This window comes from Ferrovibrio sp. (genome assembly GCF_002796975.1).
GTDB lineage: Bacteria > Pseudomonadota > Alphaproteobacteria > Ferrovibrionales > Ferrovibrionaceae > Ferrovibrio.
The window spans coordinates 1-19,555 of sequence record NZ_PEKV01000023.1; the positions used below are offsets into that span (position 1 = coordinate 1).

Annotated in this window: 12 protein-coding genes, 1 tRNA gene and 1 pseudogene; all 14 read right to left on the bottom strand. The window is 62.2% G+C overall.

Features of this window, described 5'->3' with window-relative positions:
• A partial coding sequence (locus CTR53_RS20565) for an AMP-binding protein (RefSeq protein WP_290818152.1) occupies positions 1-1,268 on the bottom strand: 1,268 nt, incomplete at its 3' end.
• 34 nt (positions 1,269-1,302) lie between these two features.
• A complete protein-coding gene (locus CTR53_RS20570; RefSeq protein WP_290818155.1) occupies positions 1,303-2,103 on the bottom strand; it encodes an undecaprenyl-diphosphate phosphatase in 801 nt (266 codons plus the stop codon).
• Between the two features lie 613 nt (positions 2,104-2,716).
• The gene (locus CTR53_RS20575; protein WP_290818158.1) at positions 2,717-4,195 is read right to left on the bottom strand and encodes an aldehyde dehydrogenase family protein; all 1,479 of its coding nucleotides are present in this window, start codon (positions 4,193-4,195) and stop codon (positions 2,717-2,719) included.
• Between the two features lie 99 nt (positions 4,196-4,294).
• Positions 4,295-6,532 (bottom strand): DNA topoisomerase IV subunit A, encoded by a 2,238-nt coding sequence (gene parC / locus CTR53_RS20580; protein ID WP_290818162.1) that lies wholly within the window; start codon positions 6,530-6,532, stop codon positions 4,295-4,297.
• A gap of 33 nt (positions 6,533-6,565) precedes the next feature.
• Complete coding sequence (recO, locus tag CTR53_RS20585) at positions 6,566-7,321, bottom strand: DNA repair protein RecO (RefSeq protein ID WP_290818165.1); 756 nt, start codon at positions 7,319-7,321, stop codon at positions 6,566-6,568.
• 89 nt (positions 7,322-7,410) lie between these two features.
• Positions 7,411-11,733, bottom strand: a complete 4,323-nt coding sequence (rpoC, locus tag CTR53_RS20590; protein ID WP_290818168.1) for a DNA-directed RNA polymerase subunit beta' — start codon at positions 11,731-11,733, stop codon at positions 7,411-7,413.
• Positions 11,734-11,771: 38 nt separating this feature from the next.
• Positions 11,772-15,759 (bottom strand): annotated as a pseudogene (rpoB, locus tag CTR53_RS20595) (DNA-directed RNA polymerase subunit beta).
• A gap of 260 nt (positions 15,760-16,019) precedes the next feature.
• Positions 16,020-16,394 carry a 50S ribosomal protein L7/L12 gene (gene rplL / locus CTR53_RS20600; RefSeq protein ID WP_290818171.1) on the bottom strand — a complete coding sequence of 125 codons (375 nt, stop codon included), beginning with the start codon at positions 16,392-16,394 and terminating at the stop codon, positions 16,020-16,022.
• A 64-nt stretch (positions 16,395-16,458) separates the two neighbouring features.
• A complete protein-coding gene (gene rplJ, locus CTR53_RS20605) occupies positions 16,459-16,968 on the bottom strand; it encodes a 50S ribosomal protein L10 (RefSeq protein ID WP_290818174.1) in 510 nt (169 codons plus the stop codon).
• A gap of 330 nt (positions 16,969-17,298) precedes the next feature.
• The gene (gene rplA, locus CTR53_RS20610) at positions 17,299-18,015 is read right to left on the bottom strand and encodes a 50S ribosomal protein L1 (protein WP_290818177.1); all 717 of its coding nucleotides are present in this window, start codon (positions 18,013-18,015) and stop codon (positions 17,299-17,301) included.
• A gap of 14 nt (positions 18,016-18,029) precedes the next feature.
• Complete coding sequence (gene rplK / locus CTR53_RS20615) at positions 18,030-18,464, bottom strand: 50S ribosomal protein L11 (RefSeq protein WP_290818180.1); 435 nt, start codon at positions 18,462-18,464, stop codon at positions 18,030-18,032.
• A 144-nt stretch (positions 18,465-18,608) separates the two neighbouring features.
• Positions 18,609-19,139 (bottom strand): transcription termination/antitermination protein NusG, encoded by a 531-nt coding sequence (gene nusG, locus CTR53_RS20620; RefSeq protein WP_290818183.1) that lies wholly within the window; start codon positions 19,137-19,139, stop codon positions 18,609-18,611.
• A gap of 5 nt (positions 19,140-19,144) precedes the next feature.
• Positions 19,145-19,342 (bottom strand): preprotein translocase subunit SecE, encoded by a 198-nt coding sequence (secE, locus tag CTR53_RS20625; protein WP_290818186.1) that lies wholly within the window; start codon positions 19,340-19,342, stop codon positions 19,145-19,147.
• A 43-nt stretch (positions 19,343-19,385) separates the two neighbouring features.
• A tRNA-Trp gene (locus tag CTR53_RS20630) sits at positions 19,386-19,462 on the bottom strand.
• Between the last annotated feature and the right edge of the window lie 93 nt (positions 19,463-19,555).

Genomic DNA, 19,555 nt, shown 5'->3' on the forward strand with positions numbered 1-19,555 from the left:
ATGATGTTTTTCATGCGGTCGACGAAATACAGCATGCCGCTGTCGGACTGCCGCACCACGTCGCCGGTATGGAACCAGCCGCCGGCCCAGGCTTCGGCCGTGGCCTTGTCGTTCTTCAGATAGCCGGAGAAGAACCCACGCCGCGGATCGGCCGCCGAATGCCGCACCACCAGTTCGCCCTCCTGGCCGCGCGGCAGTTCGTTTCCATCGGGCCCGGCCACCATCGCCTCAAAGCCCGGCAACGGCCGGCCGAAGGCGCGCGTGTCGATCTCGCGCGGATCGTGGCAGTCAGCGAAAATGCGACCGGTCTCGGTCATGCCCCAGACCTCGACCAGCGGAAAGCCGAAACGATCCTCGAAGGTCTTGTGCAACTGCGGCTCGACGCCAGCGCCCAGGCCGAAGCGCACGCGATGCTGCTTTTCATCATGGCTGACCGGCTGGTTGAGCAGCAGCGGCGGCACGATGCCGAGATAGTGGATGATGGTGGCACGGGTCTGCGCGACCTCCTGCCACCAGCGCGTCGGGCTGAACCGTTCCGTGAGGATCAGGCAGTTCGCCGTCAGCATGGCGCAACTCGCCGTCACCATCGCATGGTTCATGTGGAACAGGGGCAGCGGATTATAGAAGCGATCCTCGCCCGGCTTCACGGTCAGTCGCCCACCGAGATCGCGATAGCAGGCGCCGGCCGTCAGCGCATAGAGATTGGTGAGAATACAGCCCTTCGGGCGGCCCGTGGTGCCGGAGGTATAGAGCAGCGTGCATTCAGTATCATGACCGATACTGCCGCTGCGCACCTTCGTTTGCGCCGGAGGGAAAATCTCCGGCAAGGCCGTGCAGTCGAAAACCGGCAGCGGCTTTTCGCTGCGCTCCCGCGCCACCGCCTTCAGGTCTGCCACGCGATGCGGCACGCCGACTATCAGATCGGCCTCTGAATGCTGCATCTGGTACAGCATTTCGTCATGCCGGTAATCCGGATTGATCGGCACGATACCGCAGCCCAGCGCGTTCAGCGCCAGATAGTGGAAGAAAAATTCCGGCCGCATTTCCAGCAGCAGTCCGACCCGATGGCCAAGGCCATAGCCTGCGGCCCGGTAGCGCGCCACAAGATCGTCGACGATCAGCGCAACGGCGCCGTAGCTGAGCTCCAGCCCGTCCGGCGCATAGGCGCGATCTGGCCGTGACGGCACGCAGAGAAAGCTGTTCTGCGGATGCGCTTCGGCAGTCTGCTTAAAGGTCGCGTAGACGGATGACGGCAGGCTCTCTGCCATGAGCGGTTTCCTCCGGACTCTTTCTTTTCATTTTCTAGCGCAGCGACAGCACCGCCAGCATCACGGCGCCGACGGCAATGCGGTACCAGGCGAAAGGTGTGAAACCGTAGCGATTGATGAAGGCGAGCACGGAGCGGACGACCAGCAGGGCGCAGAGGAAGGCGACAATGAAACCGGTCGCGATCAGGCCGGTACCGTCCAGTGTCAGCGTGTCGCGGTTCTTGAACAGGTCGTAGGCCGTGGCAGCCACCATGGTCGGCACCGCCAGGAAGAAGGAGAACTCGGCGGCCGCCGCGCGCTGCACGCCCAGCAGCCGCGCCCCCATGATTGTTGCGCCCGACCGCGATACGCCGGGCACCATCGCCAGGCATTGCAGCAGGCCGATCTTCAGGCTGAGGCGGAACCTGAAGTCGTCGACACTGGCGACCTCGCCCTCACCCACATCCCGCTCGATGAAGAGGATGGCGATGCCGCCGGCGATCAGCGCCAGCGACACGACCCACGGATTGAACAGCACGCTCTTGATGAAGCCATGCGCAAAGAAGCCGATCACCAGCGCCGGCAGAAAGCCGCACAGCACATTGACGGCGAACCGGTTCGCACGGTCGTCGCGCCCCAGACCCGCCAGCGTGCCCCAGAGCCGCGGCCAGTAGACCACGCAGATGGCGAGGATGGCGCCAAGCTGGATGGCAATCTCGAAGACCTTGCCCGGCGGTCCCTCGAAGCCGAGCAAATCAACCAGCAGGATCAGATGGCCGGTCGAGGAAACCGGGATGAATTCGGTGAGCCCCTCAATCACGCCAAGAAAAGCGGCCTGCAGATAGTCGATCAGCATGAGACAGTTCCGGCCAATTGGGGCCTGTTGCAGGCCCATCCGAGGCCAGTTTGAGCCAGTTCCGGCCAGTTAAAGCCAGTTAGAACCAGTTTGAGCCAGTTAAGGCCGGTTAGAGCCAGCTCAACTGCCATTCGACAGCAGAATTTCTGGCGGGAAACCAACAAAAAAGTCCGATCCTGCTGCCATTTCATGCCCACTGGCATTGCTGCACCTGTCAGGTCACCCCGGCTCAGCGTCCGGAGATCAGTAAAATAAGAACAAATATAGTACAAAAGCCAGACTCGGCAAGCCTGCACCCGCTATCTGACAGGCTCAACCCGGACTTGGGAAGACCGGCCATGCTGGTGAAACGAAATGCCGCATCGGGCGTTTATGAAGAGGTTACGACAACAGAACGGAGCCTTCCCTCATGCGTGCCATCCTGCTGTGGCTGTTGGGTATTCCCATCCCGATTATCATTCTTCTCTATCTCTTTGGCGTATTCTGATTGTGACAGAATGCCTGTGAGCGACGGCCGGCCGGGTTTCCCGCGCCGGCCTTTTTTAACCCCGACACGGGATACCCGGGTCAAGTGGACATAACGACCTGTGAGATCAGAGACAGCGGTCTCCGCTCAACCGCCCGGGCGTCCGCCGCCACCGCCGTCGATGCGGATGCCGACATTCTTGGTCTGCACGTAGCTGAGCAAAGCTTCCTGGCCCTTCTCGCGGCCGTAGCCTGAACGCTTGGTGCCGCCGAACGGCGTCTCGATGCCGCCGGCGAACCACTCATTCACGAACACCTGCCCCGCCACCAAGCGGTCCGCGGCCCAATGCGCCTGCCGCAGGTCTTTCGTATAGACACCGGCGCAGAGGCCGTAATCCGTGCCATTCGCCAGCGCGATGGCTTCCTCCGGATCGTCATAGACCTGCACGGCCAGCACCGGGCCGAACACTTCCTCGCGCGCCATCGTCATGTCCGGCTTCACATTGGCAAAGACCGTCGGCTGCATGAAATGCCCCGGCATACCGTCGACACGGCGACCCCCGGTGACGGCTTCGGCGCCATCCTGCGCCGCGGCCAGGCACATGCCCTCTACCTTGTCGAGCTGCGATGCGGAAATCAGCGGACCAAGATCCTTGCCATCGATGCCGGGCCCGATGCTGAGCGCCTTCGCTCGGGCTGCAATCTTTGCCACCACCTCGTCATGCCGCGAGCGATGCACGACAAGGCGCGAGGCGGCCGAACAGACCTGGCCGGCATTGGTGAAGATGCCGATCGCCGTGCTGGCTGCGACCTGGTCGAGATCGGCATCCGGAAAGACAATGCCGGCCGACTTGCCGCCCAGCTCCATCACACAGGGGATGATGCGTTCGGCAGCCGCGCGCAGGATGAACTGGCCGGTCTTCAGCGAGCCGGTGAAGACGATATGGTCGACGTCTCTGTGCGACACCATGGCAGCGCCGGTGTCATGGCCATAACCGCACAGCACATTCACGGCACCATCCGGCACGCCGGCGCGCTTGCAGGCCTCGGCGATGAAGTAACAGGACAGCGGCGACAGTTCCGGCGATTTCAGCACCACGGTGTTGCCGGTGGCGAGCGCACAGGCGACCGAGCGCGCGGCGATCTGCAGCGGGAAATTCCACGGCACGATCTGGGCCGAGACACCATAGGGCGCCGGCACGGTGTAATCGACATAGCCCGCACCGAGCGGGATCATGCGGCCTTCGATCTTGTCGGTGGCACCGCCGTAGTAGGAGAAATACCGCGAGGCGGCCATCGCCTCGTTCTTGGCCGCCGTCAGCGACTTGCCGTTGTCCAGGCATTCGGTCAGCGCGATCTCGTCTGCCAGCGCGCGCATCTGTGCGGCAATCTCCAGCAGCAGCGCCCCGCGCGCCATCGGCCGCATGTCGATGAGCGTACGGGCATTGAAGCGCTTGCGGGCGGCGGCCACGGCACGGTCGACATCGGCCGGCATGGCACGCGCCACTTCGGCGATCTGCTGACCGGTGGCGGGGTTCTCGATGGCGATACGCTCGTTCGTGGCGCCATCGACCCACTGGCCGTCGATGAAATTCTGCCAGTATTTTTTGATTGCGGGCGCGGCCATGGTTTCCTCTCCCAAGACGTGGATGCCCGGACCAAGTCCAGGCATGACAAAAACTTTATATGTCATGGCCAGGCTTGACCCGGCCATCCGCGAGTAACTTTACGAGAACCTGTTATTCTTGTTGAAGCCGCGGAAGACGACGCGGCCGGCCTGCGCCCGCTCGCCGCGATATTCCTTGATATCGGTCTCAGTCTTGGTGCGGCCCGAAGAGTCGATCCAGCTCAGGCCCTGCTTCAGCGTGAAGGTGCGTGCATCGGCCAGGCCGCCATCCTTGTATTTCTGCAGGGTGATACCGCGGCCCTTGGTCATTTCGGGCAGTTCGGACAGCGGGAACAGCAGCAGCTTGCGGTTATCGCCGATCACGGCAACCGTATCGCCCTCAACCTCGCTCATGACACAGGCTTCGGCCGGCGCCTGCACGTTCAGGATCTGCTTGCCCGTGCGGGTGGCGGCCAGCATTTCGCTTTCCGGGCAGACGAAGCCGCGACCATCGCTGCTGGCAACCAAGAATTTGCGCTCGCCCTGATACTTCATCAGCACGACAATATCCTGGTCGTTACCCAGGTCGATCATCAGGCGCACCGGCTCGCCATGGCCGCGACCGCGCGGCAGCTTGTCGCAATTGATGATATAGGCGCGGCCGTTGGTGCCGAACAGCAGCAGCTTGTCGGTGGTCTCGGCATGCAGCCAGAAGCGGCCCTTGTCGCCTTCCTTGAAAGCGGCAGTGCCATCGTCGGCCACATGACCCTTGATGGCGCGGATCCAGCCCTTGGCCGAGCAGATCACGGTGATCGGCTCGCGCTCGACCAGCACCTCGAAAGCCTCTTCCGAGATCACCGGCGCATCGCCAATCTGGGTGCGGCGCTTGCCCAGCGCGGTCTTCGGGCCAAACTGCTTCTTCAACTCCTGGATCTCGCCAGAGATGGCCTGCCAGCGCAGATCTGCGTTGCCGAGCAGCTTTTTCAGCTCGGCCAGTTCCTTCGACAGTTCCTTGTGCTCGCCGCGCAGCTCCATCTCTTCCAGCTTGCGCAGGCTGCGCAGCCGCATGTTGAGAATGGCTTCGGCCTGAACGTCGGTCAGCTTGAACCGCTTGATCATCGCCGGCTTGGGTTCATCCTCGCGGCGGATGATCTCGATCAGTTCGTCGAGATTGAGATAGGCGATCAGATAACCGTCGAGCACTTCGAGACGATGTTCGATCTTGCCCTGGCGATAGCGGCTCTTGCGCTCCAGCACCTCGTGGCGATGGTCGAGATAAGCCTGCAGCGCCTCACGCAGGTTCATCACCTTGGGCAGCTTGCCGCCATCGAGCACATTGAGGTTGAGCGGGAAGCGCGTTTCCAGGTCGGTCGTCCGGAACAGGCTTTCCATCAGCACGGCCGGATCGACCGTCTTGTTCTTCGGGATGATGACCAGACGGATGTCTTCCGCCGATTCATCGCGCACGTCGTCCAGCAGCGGCGCCTTCTTGTCGGTGATCAGTTCGGCGATCCGCTCGATCAGCCTGGACTTCTGCACCTGGTAGGGAATCTCGGTGACGACGATCTGCCACATGCCGCGCGGCAGTTCTTCCTGCGTCCATTTGGCACGATGGCGGAAACTGCCGCGGCCGGTCCTGTAGGCTTCGATCCGGCTCGACAACGGCTCGACCATGATGCCGCCGGTCGGGAAATCCGGGCCCTGTACGAAATCGACCAGCTTTTCGATGGTGGAATTCGGATGTTTGATCAGATGCAGCAGCGCATCGCACAGCTCGGGCAGATTGTGCGGCGGGATCGAGGTCGCCATGCCCACCGCAATACCGCTGGCGCCATTGGCCAGCAGGTTCGGCAGGCCGGCCGGCAGCACCACCGGCTCGTCATTTTCGCCGTCGTAATTGGGGCGGAAATCGACCGTCTCGTCATCAAGGTTGGCGAGCAGCACATTGGCGATCTCGGTCAGGCGCGCTTCGGTGTATCGCATCGCCGCGGCGTTATCGCCGTCGATATTGCCGAAATTGCCCTGGCCGTCGACCAGCGGATAGCGCTGGGCGAAATCCTGCGCCAGGCGCACCAGCGCGTCATAGACCGACTGGTCGCCATGCGGATGGTACTTGCCGATCACATCACCGACGACGCGGGCGCATTTCTTGTAGCCCGAGGCCGGGTCGAGCTTGAGCAGCCGCATGGCGAACAGCACACGGCGCTGCACCGGCTTGAGGCCATCGCGCGCATCGGGCAGCGACCGCGAGGTGATGGTGCTGAGCGCATAGGCCAGATAGCGCTCGGACAGTGCATCCGGCAGCGGCACGTTGCGGATATCTTCGGGGACGTCTTTGGGAGGCAGGTGCTTGCTCATGACGGGGTTTCTACACCAGACGGGGCTTTCTTTCTACTTTTGGGCCTGATTGTGCACGACCTCCAGCAGCCGCGCACGGGCCTGCGGCACCGGCGTATGAAGCTGGGCGAACAGACGGTTTTCCAAGAAATGACCGGTGAGCGCGAGGCCATCCTGCACCGCCTGCAGCGGATCATTGATTCGCGAATCGGGGCCGGATCGGCCGGGGACGAGGAAAGCAGGCAGCACCAGCATGCGATCCATGTAAGGCGCTGCGGCCTCGGCCGACACGGCGCGACCGCTGCGCGGTGACACATGCGTCAGGTTCGTTGCGCTGCCGGTGGCGGCACAGCTTTCCAGATCGATGCCATAGCCCATCTCGGCCAGCAGGCCCATTTCCCAGCGCACATACAGCGCCCCCCAGTCGCCGGTCTCTTCCATTTCGGCCATCAGACCGAGCAGCGCCTTGGTGGCACCGAACAGATTGGGATGCGGTTCGCGCTCAGGCAGTGCCGCATCGACGAGCGCGCAGACTGCGCGGAGTGCGGCGAGCCGGGCGGGATCGTCCAGCATCAGCGCGGCGGGATGTTTCAGGGCTTCGAGCGTGTAATAGCCAAGCTGCTCCGACAGCCGCGCGCGCCATTCGGCGCCGACGAGCTGGCCGGGCTGCAAAGCACCGCCCCTGCCCGTGCCCGAGCCGCGCAGCAACCCGGCATGGCGGCCGTGGCTTTCGGTCAGCAATGTCACGATCCGGGCGCTCTCGCCGTGATGGCGAACGCTCAGAACAACGCCTTCATCCTGCCAGTCCATGGTGATGGCTTAGGGTGATTCGAAGGGGGCGGCAAGCAAAAGGGCGGACCTTGCGGCCCGCCCTTCGCTATTGGATATGAACCTTGGGCTTACTCGGCGGCGTCGCCGACGGCAGCCTGCAGTTCGCTTTCCAGCGCATCGGCGAAATCGCGATCGCGCTGGGCAGCCAAGCCCTTCATACGGTTCATGATCGCGCCGGTGCCGACCGGGATCAGGCGACCGACGATCACGTTCTCCTTGAGGCCGATCAGCTTGTCCACCTTGCCGCCGACGGCAGCTTCGGTGAGCACGCGGGTGGTCTCCTGGAACGAGGCCGCCGAGAAGAACGACCGGGTCTGCAGGCTCGCCTTGGTGATGCCGAGCAGGACCGGCATGCCCTTGGCCGGCTTGCGGCCTTCGGCTTCGGTCTTGGCATTCACCTCTTCGAACTCGCTCCGGTCAACCTGCTCGCCGATCAGGAAGGTGGTCTCGGCCGGGTCGATGATCTCGATCTTCTGCAGCATCTGGCGGCAAATCACCTCGATGTGCTTGTCGTTGATCTTCACGCCCTGCAGACGATAGACCTCCTGGATCTCGTTCACGAGATAGTTGGCCAGCGCTTCCACGCCGAGCACCTTCAGGATGTCGTGCGGCGCCGGGTTGCCATCGAGCAAATGGTCGCCCACGCGGACGAAGTCGCCTTCCTGAACGGCAATCTGCTTGCCCTTCGGGATCAGGTATTCGACTGGATCGACGCCCTCTTCGGCCGGCTTCAGGATCAGGCGGCGCTTGGCCTTGTAATCCTTGCCGAACTCGACGCGGCCGTCGATTTCCGCGATGACGGCATGATCCTTCGGGCGGCGGGCTTCGAAGAGCTCGGCCACACGCGGCAGACCGCCGGTGATGTCGCGCGTCTTGGTGCCTTCCACCGGGATACGCGCCAGCACGTCGCCGGCATGCACCTGCGCACCGTCCTCAACCGACAGGATGGCGTCGGCCGAGAGGTAGTAACGGGCCTCGGCACCGCTGACGAGCATGAGGATCTCGCCTTTGGTGTCACGCAGCGTGATGCGCGGACGCAGTTCGCTGCCCTTCGGGTTCTGCTTCCAGTCGGAGACGACCTTGTAGGAAATGCCGGTCGACTCATCGGTGGCTTCGCGCATCGACACGCCTTCGACGAGGTCGCGATAGTTCACGACGCCCTCGCGCTCGGTGATGACCGGGCGGGTGTACGGATCCCAATCGGCGATACGCTGACCCTTCTTGACGCTGCCGCCTTCGTCGGCCACCAGACGGGCGCCGTACGGCACCTTATGGCGGGCGCGTTCGCGACCGTTGGCGTCAACCAGGACGACCTCGCAGTTGCGGCCCATCACCACGAAGCGGCCCTGGCTGTCGGTCACCAGGTTGCGGTTCGAGATCTTGATGGTCGCATCATAGGCGGCCTCCAGGCTCGACTGCTCCGCCACCTGGGCGGTGCCGCCGATGTGGAAGGTACGCATGGTGAGCTGGGTACCCGGCTCACCGATCGACTGCGCGGCGATGACGCCGACAGCTTCACCGATGTTGACCTTGGTACCGCGGGCCAGATCGCGGCCGTAGCACTTGCCGCAGACGCCGGTCTCGCTGTCGCAGGTCAGCACGGAGCGGATCAGCATGCTTTCCACGCCGGCCGTTTCGATACGATCAACGTCGCGCTCTTCGATCAGATGGCCGGCGGGCACGATCACTTCGCCCGACAGCGGATGCTTTACGTCGATGCTCGGCGTGCGGCCCAGGATGCGCTCGCCCAGCGTGGCGATCACTTCGGCGCCTTCGACAACCTCGCGCACGGTCAGGCCGCGCTCGGTGCCGCAGTCGTCCTCGGTGATGATACAGTCCTGCGCCACGTCGACCAGACGGCGGGTCAGGTAACCCGAATTCGCCGTCTTGAGCGCCGTGTCGGCCAGACCCTTACGGGCGCCGTGGGTCGAGTTGAAATACTCGAGCACGGTGAGGCCTTCCTTGAAGTTCGAGATGATCGGCGTCTCGATGATCTCGCCCGACGGCTTGGCCATCAGGCCGCGCATGCCGGCGAGCTGCTTCATCTGGGCGGCCGAACCGCGGGCGCCCGAATGAGCCATCATCCAGATCGAGTTGATCGGCTTGCGCTGACCGTTGACCTGATCGATGTCCGTCTGAATGACCTTCATCATTTCATCGGCGACGCGATCGGTGCACTGAGACCAGGCATCGACCACCTTGTTGTACTTCTCGCCCTGGGTGATCAGACCATCCTGGTACTGCTGCTCGTATTCGCCGACCAGCTTCTTGGTGTCGTCGATGTGCTTCAGCTTCGACGACGGCACGACCATGTCGTCCTTCCCGAAGGAAATGCCGGCCTTGAAGGCGCGGGTGAAGCCGAGCGCCATCATGCGATCGCAGAAGATGACGGTCTCTTTCTGACCGCAATGGCGATACACCACGTCGATGACGTTGGTGATTTCCTTCTTGGTCAGCTGCTGGTTGATCACGCGGAACGGCACGTTCTTGTGACGCGGCAGGATCTCGCTGAGCAGCATGCGGCCCGGCGTGGTGGTGACGCGAACAATGATCGGATTGCCCTCGCCATCCACCGTGTTCAGGCGCGCCTTAATGCGATGATGCAGCGTGATCGCCTTGGCATCCAGCGCCTGCTGGATTTCGGCAATCGTCGTGAAGACCGGGGTCTTTTCGACCACGGCGCCGCCCTGCACGATGCGCTCCAGCTCAGCCTTCACGGCCGTCTTCGGCACTTCCACCTTGGTCTTGGGGTCGTAGATGATCACGTCATCATCGGCCCAGGCCTTCAGCAGCGCATTCATGTCCTTCATCTTGACGACATCGCCAAGCGGACTGGGGCGCTCCATGGTGGTATAATACAGGCCGAGCACGATGTCCTGCGACGGCACGATGATCGGCTTGCCGTTCGCGGGGCTGAGGATGTTATTGGTCGACATCATCAGCACGCGGGCTTCGAGCTGGGCTTCCAGCGACAGCGGCACATGCACCGCCATCTGGTCACCGTCGAAGTCGGCGTTGAAGGCGGCGCAGACCAGCGGATGCAGCTGGATCGCCTTGCCTTCGATCAGGGTCGGCTCGAAGGCCTGGATGCCCAGACGGTGCAGCGTCGGCGCGCGGTTCAGCAGAACCGGATGCTCGCGGATCACCTCTTCCAGGATATCCCAGACTTCCGGACGCTCCTTTTCCACCATCTTCTTCGCCATCTTGACAGTGGCGGCCAGGCCGCGCAGCTCAAGCTTGGAGTAGATGAACGGCTTGAAGAGTTCGAGCGCCATCTTCTTCGGCAGGCCGCACTGGTGCAGCTTCAGCTCCGGGCCGACCACGATGACCGAACGGCCCGAGTAGTCGACGCGCTTGCCGAGCAGGTTCTGACGGAAGCGACCCTGCTTGCCCTTCAGCATGTCGCTGAGCGACTTCAGCGGACGTTTGTTGGCGCCGGTGATGACGCGGCCGCGACGGCCGTTGTCGAACAGGGCATCCACGGCTTCCTGCAGCATGCGCTTTTCGTTGCGGACGATGATGTCCGGCGCACGCAGCTCGATCAGGCGCTTCAGGCGATTGTTACGATTAATGACGCGACGATACAGATCGTTCAGATCCGACGTGGCGAACCGGCCACCGTCCAGCGGCACCAGCGGGCGCAGCTCGGGCGGGATCACCGGGATCACGGTCATGACCATCCATTCCGGCTTGTTGCCGGAATCGATGAAGGCTTCGACCAGCTTCAGGCGCTTGACCAGCTTCTTTGGCTTCAGTTCCGAAGTGGTCTCGGCCAGTTCCTGGCGAATATCTTCGCGGGCCTTTTCCAGGTCGAGGGCGATCAGCAGGTCGCGGATGGCTTCCGCGCCGATCTTGGCGACGAAGCTGTCATCGCCATATTCTTCCTGGGCGCGGAAGAGTTGCTCTTCCGTCAGCAGGTCAAACTGCTTGAGCGGGCTGAGGCCCGGCTCGACCACGACGTAGTTCTCGAAATACAGGATGCGTTCGAGATCTTTCAGCGTCATGTCCAGCATCAGGCCGATGCGCGAGGGCAGCGACTTGAGGAACCAGATATGCGCAACCGGCGAGGCCAGTTCGATATGGCCCATGCGCTCGCGACGCACCTTCGAGAGCGTGACTTCAACGCCGCACTTCTCGCAGATCACGCCGCGATACTTCATGCGCTTGTACTTGCCGCACAGGCACTCGTAGTCCTTGATCGGACCAAAGATGCGGGCGCAGAACAGACCGTCCCGCTCCGGCTTGAAGGTGCGGTAGTTGATGGTCTCAGGCTTCTTGATCTCGCCGTAGGACCAAGAACGGATACGCTCCGGCGAAGCGATCGAGATCTGGATCTGGTCGAAAGCCTGGGCGTTCTGCGGCTGGCCGAAAACGTTGCTAAGTTCGTTCATATCTATCGTCTCCTATCGGAGGAAATGTTTCGTGGCGATCAGTAGGAACGCTGCGACAGCTCGACATTCAGGCCGAGCGACCGCATTTCCTTGACCAGCACGTTGAACGATTCAGGGATACCTGCCTCGAAGTTGGTGTCGCCGCGCACGATCGACTCGTAAACCTTCGAGCGGCCAGCCACGTCGTCCGACTTCACAGTCAGCATTTCCTGCAAGGTGTAGGCGGCGCCGTATGCCTGCAGCGCCCAGACCTCCATTTCGCCGAAGCGCTGACCGCCGAACTGGGCCTTGCCGCCCAGCGGCTGCTGGGTGACGAGACTGTAAGGACCGATCGAACGGGCATGGATCTTGTCATCGACCAGGTGGTGCAGCTTCAGCATGTAGATGTAGCCGACGGTCACCTTGCGATCGAACGCCTCGCCGGTGCGACCATCCACCAGGGTCGACTGACCCGAAGTGTGGAAGCCCGCCTTCTCCAGCATCTCGACGATGTCGGGTTCATGCGCACCATCGAAGACCGGCGTGGCCATCGGCACACCGCGACGCAAGTTGGAGCTCAGCTCGAGGACCTGGTCATCCGACAGATCGTTGATCTTCTCGGCATATTCCTGCTTCGAGTAAACGCCCTTCATCAGGTTCCGCAGGTCGGCCGCCTTGGCCGCATTGCGATTGACCTTGTCGAGCATCTCGCCGATCTGGCGGCCGATACCGGCCGAAGCCCAGCCCAGATGCGTCTCAAGGATCTGACCGACGTTCATGCGCGACGGCACGCCCAGCGGATTCAGCACGATGTCGACCGGCTGGCCGTCCTCGAGGTAGGGCATGTCTTCTTCAGGCACGATGCGCGACACGACACCCTTGTTGCCGTGACGGCCGGCCATCTTGTCGCCCGGCTGCAGCTTGCGCTTCACAGCCACGAAGACCTTGACCATCTTCATCACGCCCGGGGGCAGTTCGTCGCCGCGCTGCAGCTTCTCGACCTTGTCCTCGAAGCGCTTCTGGATACGGCCGGTGGCCGCGTCATACTGCTTCTTCAGCGCCTCGATGTCGGTCATCGACTTTTCGTTCTTGACGCTGATCTGCCACCACTGGCCCGGGGTCAGTTCGGCCAGCACTGCGTCGTCGATCTTGCCGCCGTCCTTGAAGCCCTTCGGGCCCTTGTCGGCCTGCTTGCCGATCAGCAGCTCCTTCAGGCGGCCATAGATGGCGCGCTCGATGATCGCCTTCTCGTCGTCGCGGTCCTTGGCCAGACGCTCGATCTCCGCGCGCTCGATGGCGAGCGCGCGCTCGTCCTTCTCCACACCGTGACGGGAGAAGACACGCACTTCCACGACCGTACCAGACACACCCGGCGGTACGCGCAGCGAGCTGTCGCGCACATCCGAAGCCTTTTCACCGAAGATGGCGCGCAGCAGCTTCTCTTCCGGCGTCATCGGGCTTTCGCCCTTCGGCGTGATCTTGCCGACCATGATGTCGCCAGGATGCACTTCGGCACCGATATACACGATGCCGGCTTCGTCGAGGTTCTTGAGGCCTTCTTCGCCCACGTTCGGAATGTCGCGGGTGATTTCCTCAGGGCCGAGCTTGGTGTCGCGGGCCATCACTTCAAATTCCTCGATATGGATCGAGGTGAAGACGTCGTCCTTGGCGATACGTTCGCTGATCAGGATCGAATCTTCGAAGTTGTAGCCGTTCCAGGGCATGAAGGCGACGAGCACATTGCGGCCCAGCGCCAGTTCGCCCAGCTCGGTCGACGGACCGTCGCCGATGATGTCACCAGCCCGGACCTGGTCGCCCACCTTCACCAGCGGACGCTGGGTGATGCAGGTGTTCTGGTTCGAGCGCTGGAACTTCAGCAGCTTGTAGATGTCGACGTTCGACTTCGACATGTCGGTCTCTTCCGACACGCGAACGACGATACGAGTACCGTCGATCTGGTCGACCACACCGGTCCGCTTGGCGACGATGGTGGCGCCGGAATCGCGGGCCACAATCTCTTCCATGCCGGTGCCGACCAGCGGCGCCTCGGCGCGCACCAGCGGAACCGCCTGACGCTGCATATTCGAGCCCATCAGCGCGCGGTTGGCGTCGTCGTTCTCAAGGAACGGGATCAGCGCCGCGGCGACCGAAACCAGCTGCTTCGGCGACACGTCCATGAAGTCGATGCCTTCAGGACGCACCATCACAAAGTCGCCGTTGCGGCGGCAGGAGACCAGGTCACCGGCCAGCTTGCCCTTGGCGTCGATCTCGGCATTCGCCTGGGCGATGGTGTATTTGCCCTCTTCCATCGCGGTCAGATAGATCACCTCGTCGGTGACCTTGCCGTCACGCACGCGGCGATACGGGCTCTCGATGAAGCCGTACTGGTTGACGCGGGCATAGGTGGCCAGCGAGTTGATCAGACCGATGTTCGGGCCTTCCGGCGTCTCGATCGGGCAGATGCGGCCGTAATGCGTCGGATGCACGTCGCGCACCTCGAAGCCGGCGCGCTCACGGGTCAGACCACCCGGGCCAAGCGCCGAGAGACGGCGCTTATGGGTGATTTCCGACAGCGGGTTGGTCTGGTCCATAAACTGCGACAGCTGGCTCGAGCCGAAGAACTCGCGCACGGCAGCGGCAGCCGGCTTCGCATTGATCAGGTCATGCGGCATGACCGTGTCGATCTCGACCGAGCTCATACGCTCGCGGATCGCACGCTCCATGCGCACCAGGCCGATGCGGTACTGATTTTCCATCAGCTCGCCGACCGAACGGACACGGCGGTTGCCGAGATGGTCGATGTCGTCGATTTCGCCGCGACCATCCTTGAGTTCGGTCAGGGTACGCACGCAGGCCAGGATATCTTCGGTACGCAGCACGCGAACGGTGTCGTCAGCCTCGAGGTTGAGGCGGGCATTCATCTTCACGCGGCCCACGGCCGAGAGATCGTAGCGCTCGGAATCGAAGAACAGGCCGTGGAACAGCGCCTCGGCGGTGTCCATCGTCGGCGGCTCGCCCGGACGCATCACGCGGTAGATTTCGAACAGCGCCTGCTCGCGGCCCTGATGCTTGTCAGCAACCATGGTGTTGCGGATATAGGCGCCGATGGTGACGTGGTCGACGTCGAGCACCGAGATCTGCTCAATGCCGGCGGCTTCCAGCAGATCGATCTTCTTGACGTCGAGCTCTTCGCCCGCCTCAAGATAGATTTCACCGCTCTCTTCGTTGACGATGTCGAGCGAATTGAACTTGCCGACCATGTCTTCCGGCGAGACGAGCAGCTCCTTGAGGCCCTCTTCCGCCAGCTTCTTGGCCAGTCGCGGGGTGATCTTGGTGCCGGCTTCGACCATCACCTTGCCGGTCTTGGCATTGATCAGATCGTTGTTGACACGCACGCCGCGCATACGCTCAGCGTTATAGTCGACGCGCCAGCCCTTCTTGTCGCGCTTGTAGATCACCTTCTTGTAGAAGGAATCCAGAATCTCTTCCTGGGTCAGGCCGAGCGCGAAGAACAGCGTGGTGACGGGCAGCTTGCGGCGACGATCGATGCGGACATGCACGATGTCCTTGGCATCGAACTCAAAGTCGAGCCACGAGCCGCGATAGGGAATGACGCGGGCGGTATAGAGATACTTGCCCGACGAATGGGTCTTGCCCTTGTCGTGGTCGAAGAACACACCCGGGCTGCGATGCATCTGCGAAACGATGACGCGCTCGGTGCCGTTGATGATGAAGGTGCCCTTGTCGGTCATGAGCGGCATGTCGCCCATGTAGACATCCTGCTCCTTGATGCCCTTGACCGACTTGGCCTGGGTGTCGGGATCGACTTCGAAGACGATCAGGCGGAGCGTCACCTTCAGCGGCGCAGCAAAGGTCATGCCGCGCTGCATGCACTCNNTCGGGACGCTGGTCGCCAGCGTCGTTCATCATCAGGAAACTGTCGTAGGAGCTTTTCTGAACCTCGATCAGGTTGGGCATCGAGGTGACGGACGGGATGCGTCCGAAGCTTTTGCGAACGCGCTTGCGGCCGGTGAACGACAAGGTCATGTCTGTCCCAAATCTCTAATGGGCAGCGTCTGTCACGCTGCGCAGTGCCGGACCAGCGATGAATTTCGCGGGCCTATTAATCCCGCCGGGCGATCGCCGCGCCCAGAGATCCGGTACTGCATCGACCCGCCAAAATTCCGCGGCGGCCGGGGTGTGGTTTAAAAATAGCCCCTGATATAGGGCTGCCCCCAAAAAGAGCAACTCTGCCAGGGTAAACGGGGGGCAGGTCCACACCGGACCCGCCCCTCGTCTTAGGCGTATTACTTGACTTCGACCTTGGCGCCAGCGGCTTCGAGCTGAGCCTTGAGCTTGGCGGCGTCGTCCTTGTTGACGCCCTCCTTGACGGCCTTCGGAGCGCCTTCGACCAGGTCCTTGGCTTCCTTGAGGCCCAGGCCCGTAATCGCACGGACTTCCTTGATCACGTTGATCTTGTTCGCGCCGGCATCGGCGAGGATCACGTTGAACTCGGTCTTCTCTTCAGCGGCCGGAGCAGCAGCGCCGCCGCCAGCGGCAGCAACAGCAACCGGAGCAGCAGCCGAGACGCCCCACTTCTCTTCGAGAAGCTTGGCAAGCTCAGCAGCTTCGAGGACGGTCAGCGTCGACAGTTCGTCAACGATCTTGTTCAAATCAGCCATTTTAGTGACTCCTAAGTTTGTAGGTTCGATACCTGGTTAGACAGTTACGGTTCGGCTTGCGGCCTTAAACCTTCGTGGCATACGCATTGAGCAGGCGGGCCAACTGGCCAGCCGGCGCCTGCACGACACCAGCGACCTTGGTCGCAGGCGCATTGAGCAGGCCGATGATCTTGCCGCGCAGTTCGTCGAGCGACGGCAAGGTCGCCAAGGCTTTCACACCATCAGCATTCAGGACGGTTTCGCCCATGGCGCCGCCGATAACGAGAAACTTCTCGTTCTTCTTGGCGAACTCCACGGCGACCTTCGCTGCTGCGACCGGATCATTGGCATACGCAATGCCGGTCGGACCCTTGAAGAGATTCTTCAGGGATGCGTAGGGCGTGCCCTCGAGGGCGAGGCAGACAAGACGGTTTTTCGCGACCTTGAAGCTGGCGCCAGCCGCCTTCATCTGACGGCGCAGCTCAGTTACCTGAGCGACGGTCAGACCGGCGTTCTGGGTTACCACGACAACTTCGGCCTCGTTGAAGACCTTGTTGAGGGTGGTCACCATCTCCTGTTTTTGAGCACGATCCACTGTTCGTCTCCTAAACAAGGAATCAGGTTGCCCTGATCCTGGTTGGCACTTGAGCGATCGACTGGTCGCCACGGCTTTGCTTTCGCTCTACCGTCTGCGGCAAACCGACCACCCGGTTCGCCTGTCCCAGGGCTCGAACCTTCACGGACCCGGTCGTAACCGGAGCCTAGAAAATTCTCTTCCCCGTCTATGCAGGTGGCCATTCCCATTAAACCCATCGGTTCGAAAACTTCCGGGGGCCTGCAGTCTCGGACAGGTTGCGATATTGCGGTTTCCCGAAATACCGCTTCGCCGGCCCTTCCGAAGAAGGGCCGGCGAAATCTTCAATGCTTAGGCAGTGGCCTTATCGCCGCCGCCCATGGCATCGCTCAGTTCAAGTCGCACGCCCGGACCCATGGTCGAGGTGAGCGCGATCTTCTTCACATAATGACCCTTCACGCCGGTCGGCTTGGCCTTGTTCACGGCATCGAGGAAGGCCTTCACGTTCGCGAGGATCTGCGCCTCGGTGAACGATGCCTTGGCGATACCGGCCTGGATCAGGCCCGCCTTCTCGACGCGGAACTCAACCTGGCCGCCCTTGGCCGCCTTGACGGCGCCTGCGACATCCATGGTCACCGAGCCCAGCTTCGGGTTCGGCATCAGGCCCCGCGGACCCAGCACCTTACCCAGCTTGCCGACCACGGCCATCATGTCCGGGGTGGCAATGCAGCGATCGAATTCGATCTTGCCGGTGTTGATGATTTCGGCCAGATCGTCGGCGCCGACCAGATCGGCACCAGCCTTCTTGGCTTCCTCGGCCTTCGGACCCTTGGCGAAGACGGCGACGCGCACGGTCTTGCCGGTGCCCGACGGCATGGTCACCACGCCGCGGACCATCTGGTCGGCATGACGCGGATCGACGCCGAGGTTCATCGCAATCTCGATGGTCTCGTCGAACTTGGCCTTGGCATTGGCCTTCACCATCTTCACGGCCTCTTCGAGACCATAGCGATGATCGGGATTCACCGTCTTGGCGGCGGAGGTGTAACGCTTGCCCTTGATGCTCATATCCGGATCTCCCCTTACTGGCCGCTGACGTCCAGGCCCATCGAACGGGCCGAACCCACGATCATGCGGGCCGCAGCCTCGACGTCGTGCGCGTTGAGATCCTTCATCTTGGCCTTGGCGATCTCGCGCACCTGGTCCATCGTCACCGAACCGACTTTGTCACCACGGCCGGTCGTCTTCGAACCGGACTTGATGTTGGCGGCCTTCTTCAGGAAGTAGGTCACCGGCGGGGTCTTGGTGATGAAGGTGAACGAGCGGTCCGAATACACGGTGATCACCACCGGAATCGGCATGTCCTGCTCGAGGTCCTTGGTCTGCGCGTTAAACGCTTTGCAGAATTCCATGATGTTGACGCCGCGCTGGCCGAGAGCCGGACCAATCGGCGGCGACGGGTTGGCCTTACCGGCCGGAACCTGCAGCTTGATGTAGCCATCAATCTTCTTCGCCATACTCTTTCCTTTCCTGCCTGGAAGAGCCCTGCTCTTCCGCTAGCGGATGCGTGGTGCGACGGGTCGGTCCGGCGAACAAGGACCTTAGCTGTCTCCCACACGGTGAACCCGGCGATACGCTGCCGGGGTACGCAAACAGTCAGATCAGAGCTTCTCGACCTGGCTGTATTCCAGCTCCACCGGGGTGGCGCGACCAAAGATCGACACTGCCACCTTGAGGCGCGCGCGCTCTTCGTCCACTTCTTCCACCACGCCAGAGAACGACGTGAACGGGCCATCGGCCACACGCACCTGCTCGCCAACCTCGAACGTGATGGACGGCTTGGGATGCTCCACGCCCTCCTTCACCTGGTTGGCCACACGCTGCGCCTCGGCTTCCGTGATCGGGGCAGGCTTGCCGCCAGAACTCAGGAAACCGGTGACCTTCGGCGTATTCTTGACGAGGTGATAGGTCTCGTCGGTCAGGTTCATCTTCACCAGCACATAACCGGGGAAGAACTTGCGTTCGGCATTGACCTTCTGGCCGCGGCGGACTTCCACCACTTCCTCGGTCGGCACCAGCACTTCTTCAAAGTGCTCGGCCATGCCCTTCTGTGCCGCGCCATCGCGGATCGCCTGCGCGACCTTCTTTTCGAAGTTCGCGTAGACATGGACGATGTACCAGCGCGCCGTCATCGTCTTTAGCTCCCCAGGCCGAGGATCAACTGCACGCCAAAGCGCAGGATCGTGTCGACCACAAAAAAGAACAGCGCAGCGACCAGTCCCATCAAGAACACCATGGCCGTGGTGATCAGGGTTTCCTTACGGCTCGGCCAGGTGACCTTTGCGGTCTCCTGCCGGACCTGCCGGAAGAACTCGATCGGACTGACTTTCGCCATCGCCTTGTTATCCTAAACTCAAACTCGTTTACGTCTGCCACGCTGGCAGGGGCGGAGGGAGTCGAACCCCCAACCCCCGGTTTTGGAGACCGGTGCTCTAGCCAGTTGAGCTACACCCCTGCATCGCGCGTCAGACCGAGATCAGCGCAATTACGCGATGACCTTGGCGACGACGCCTGCGCCGACGGTACGACCGCCTTCGCGGATGGCGAA

Excerpts from the sequence above, each read along its gene's own strand:
- secE (WP_290818186.1), bottom strand. The coding sequence starts at position 19,342 with ATGGCGAAAGTCAGTCCGATCGAGTTCTTCCGGCAGGTCCGGCAGGAG.
- nusG (WP_290818183.1), bottom strand. The coding sequence starts at position 19,139 with ATGACGGCGCGCTGGTACATCGTCCATGTCTACGCGAACTTCGAAAAG.
- rplA (WP_290818177.1), bottom strand. The coding sequence starts at position 18,015 with ATGAGCATCAAGGGCAAGCGTTACACCTCCGCCGCCAAGACGGTGAAT.
- rplL (WP_290818171.1), bottom strand. The coding sequence starts at position 16,394 with ATGGCTGATTTGAACAAGATCGTTGACGAACTGTCGACGCTGACCGTC.
- recO (WP_290818165.1), bottom strand. The coding sequence starts at position 7,321 with ATGGACTGGCAGGATGAAGGCGTTGTTCTGAGCGTTCGCCATCACGGC.
- CTR53_RS20570 (WP_290818155.1), bottom strand. The coding sequence starts at position 2,103 with ATGCTGATCGACTATCTGCAGGCCGCTTTTCTTGGCGTGATTGAGGGG.
- parC (WP_290818162.1), bottom strand. The coding sequence starts at position 6,532 with ATGAGCAAGCACCTGCCTCCCAAAGACGTCCCCGAAGATATCCGCAAC.
- rplK (WP_290818180.1), bottom strand. The coding sequence starts at position 18,464 with ATGGCGAAGAAGATTGATGGCTACATCAAGCTGCAGGTTCCGGCCGGT.
- rpoC (WP_290818168.1), bottom strand. The coding sequence starts at position 11,733 with ATGAACGAACTTAGCAACGTTTTCGGCCAGCCGCAGAACGCCCAGGCT.
- CTR53_RS20575 (WP_290818158.1), bottom strand. The coding sequence starts at position 4,195 with ATGGCCGCGCCCGCAATCAAAAAATACTGGCAGAATTTCATCGACGGC.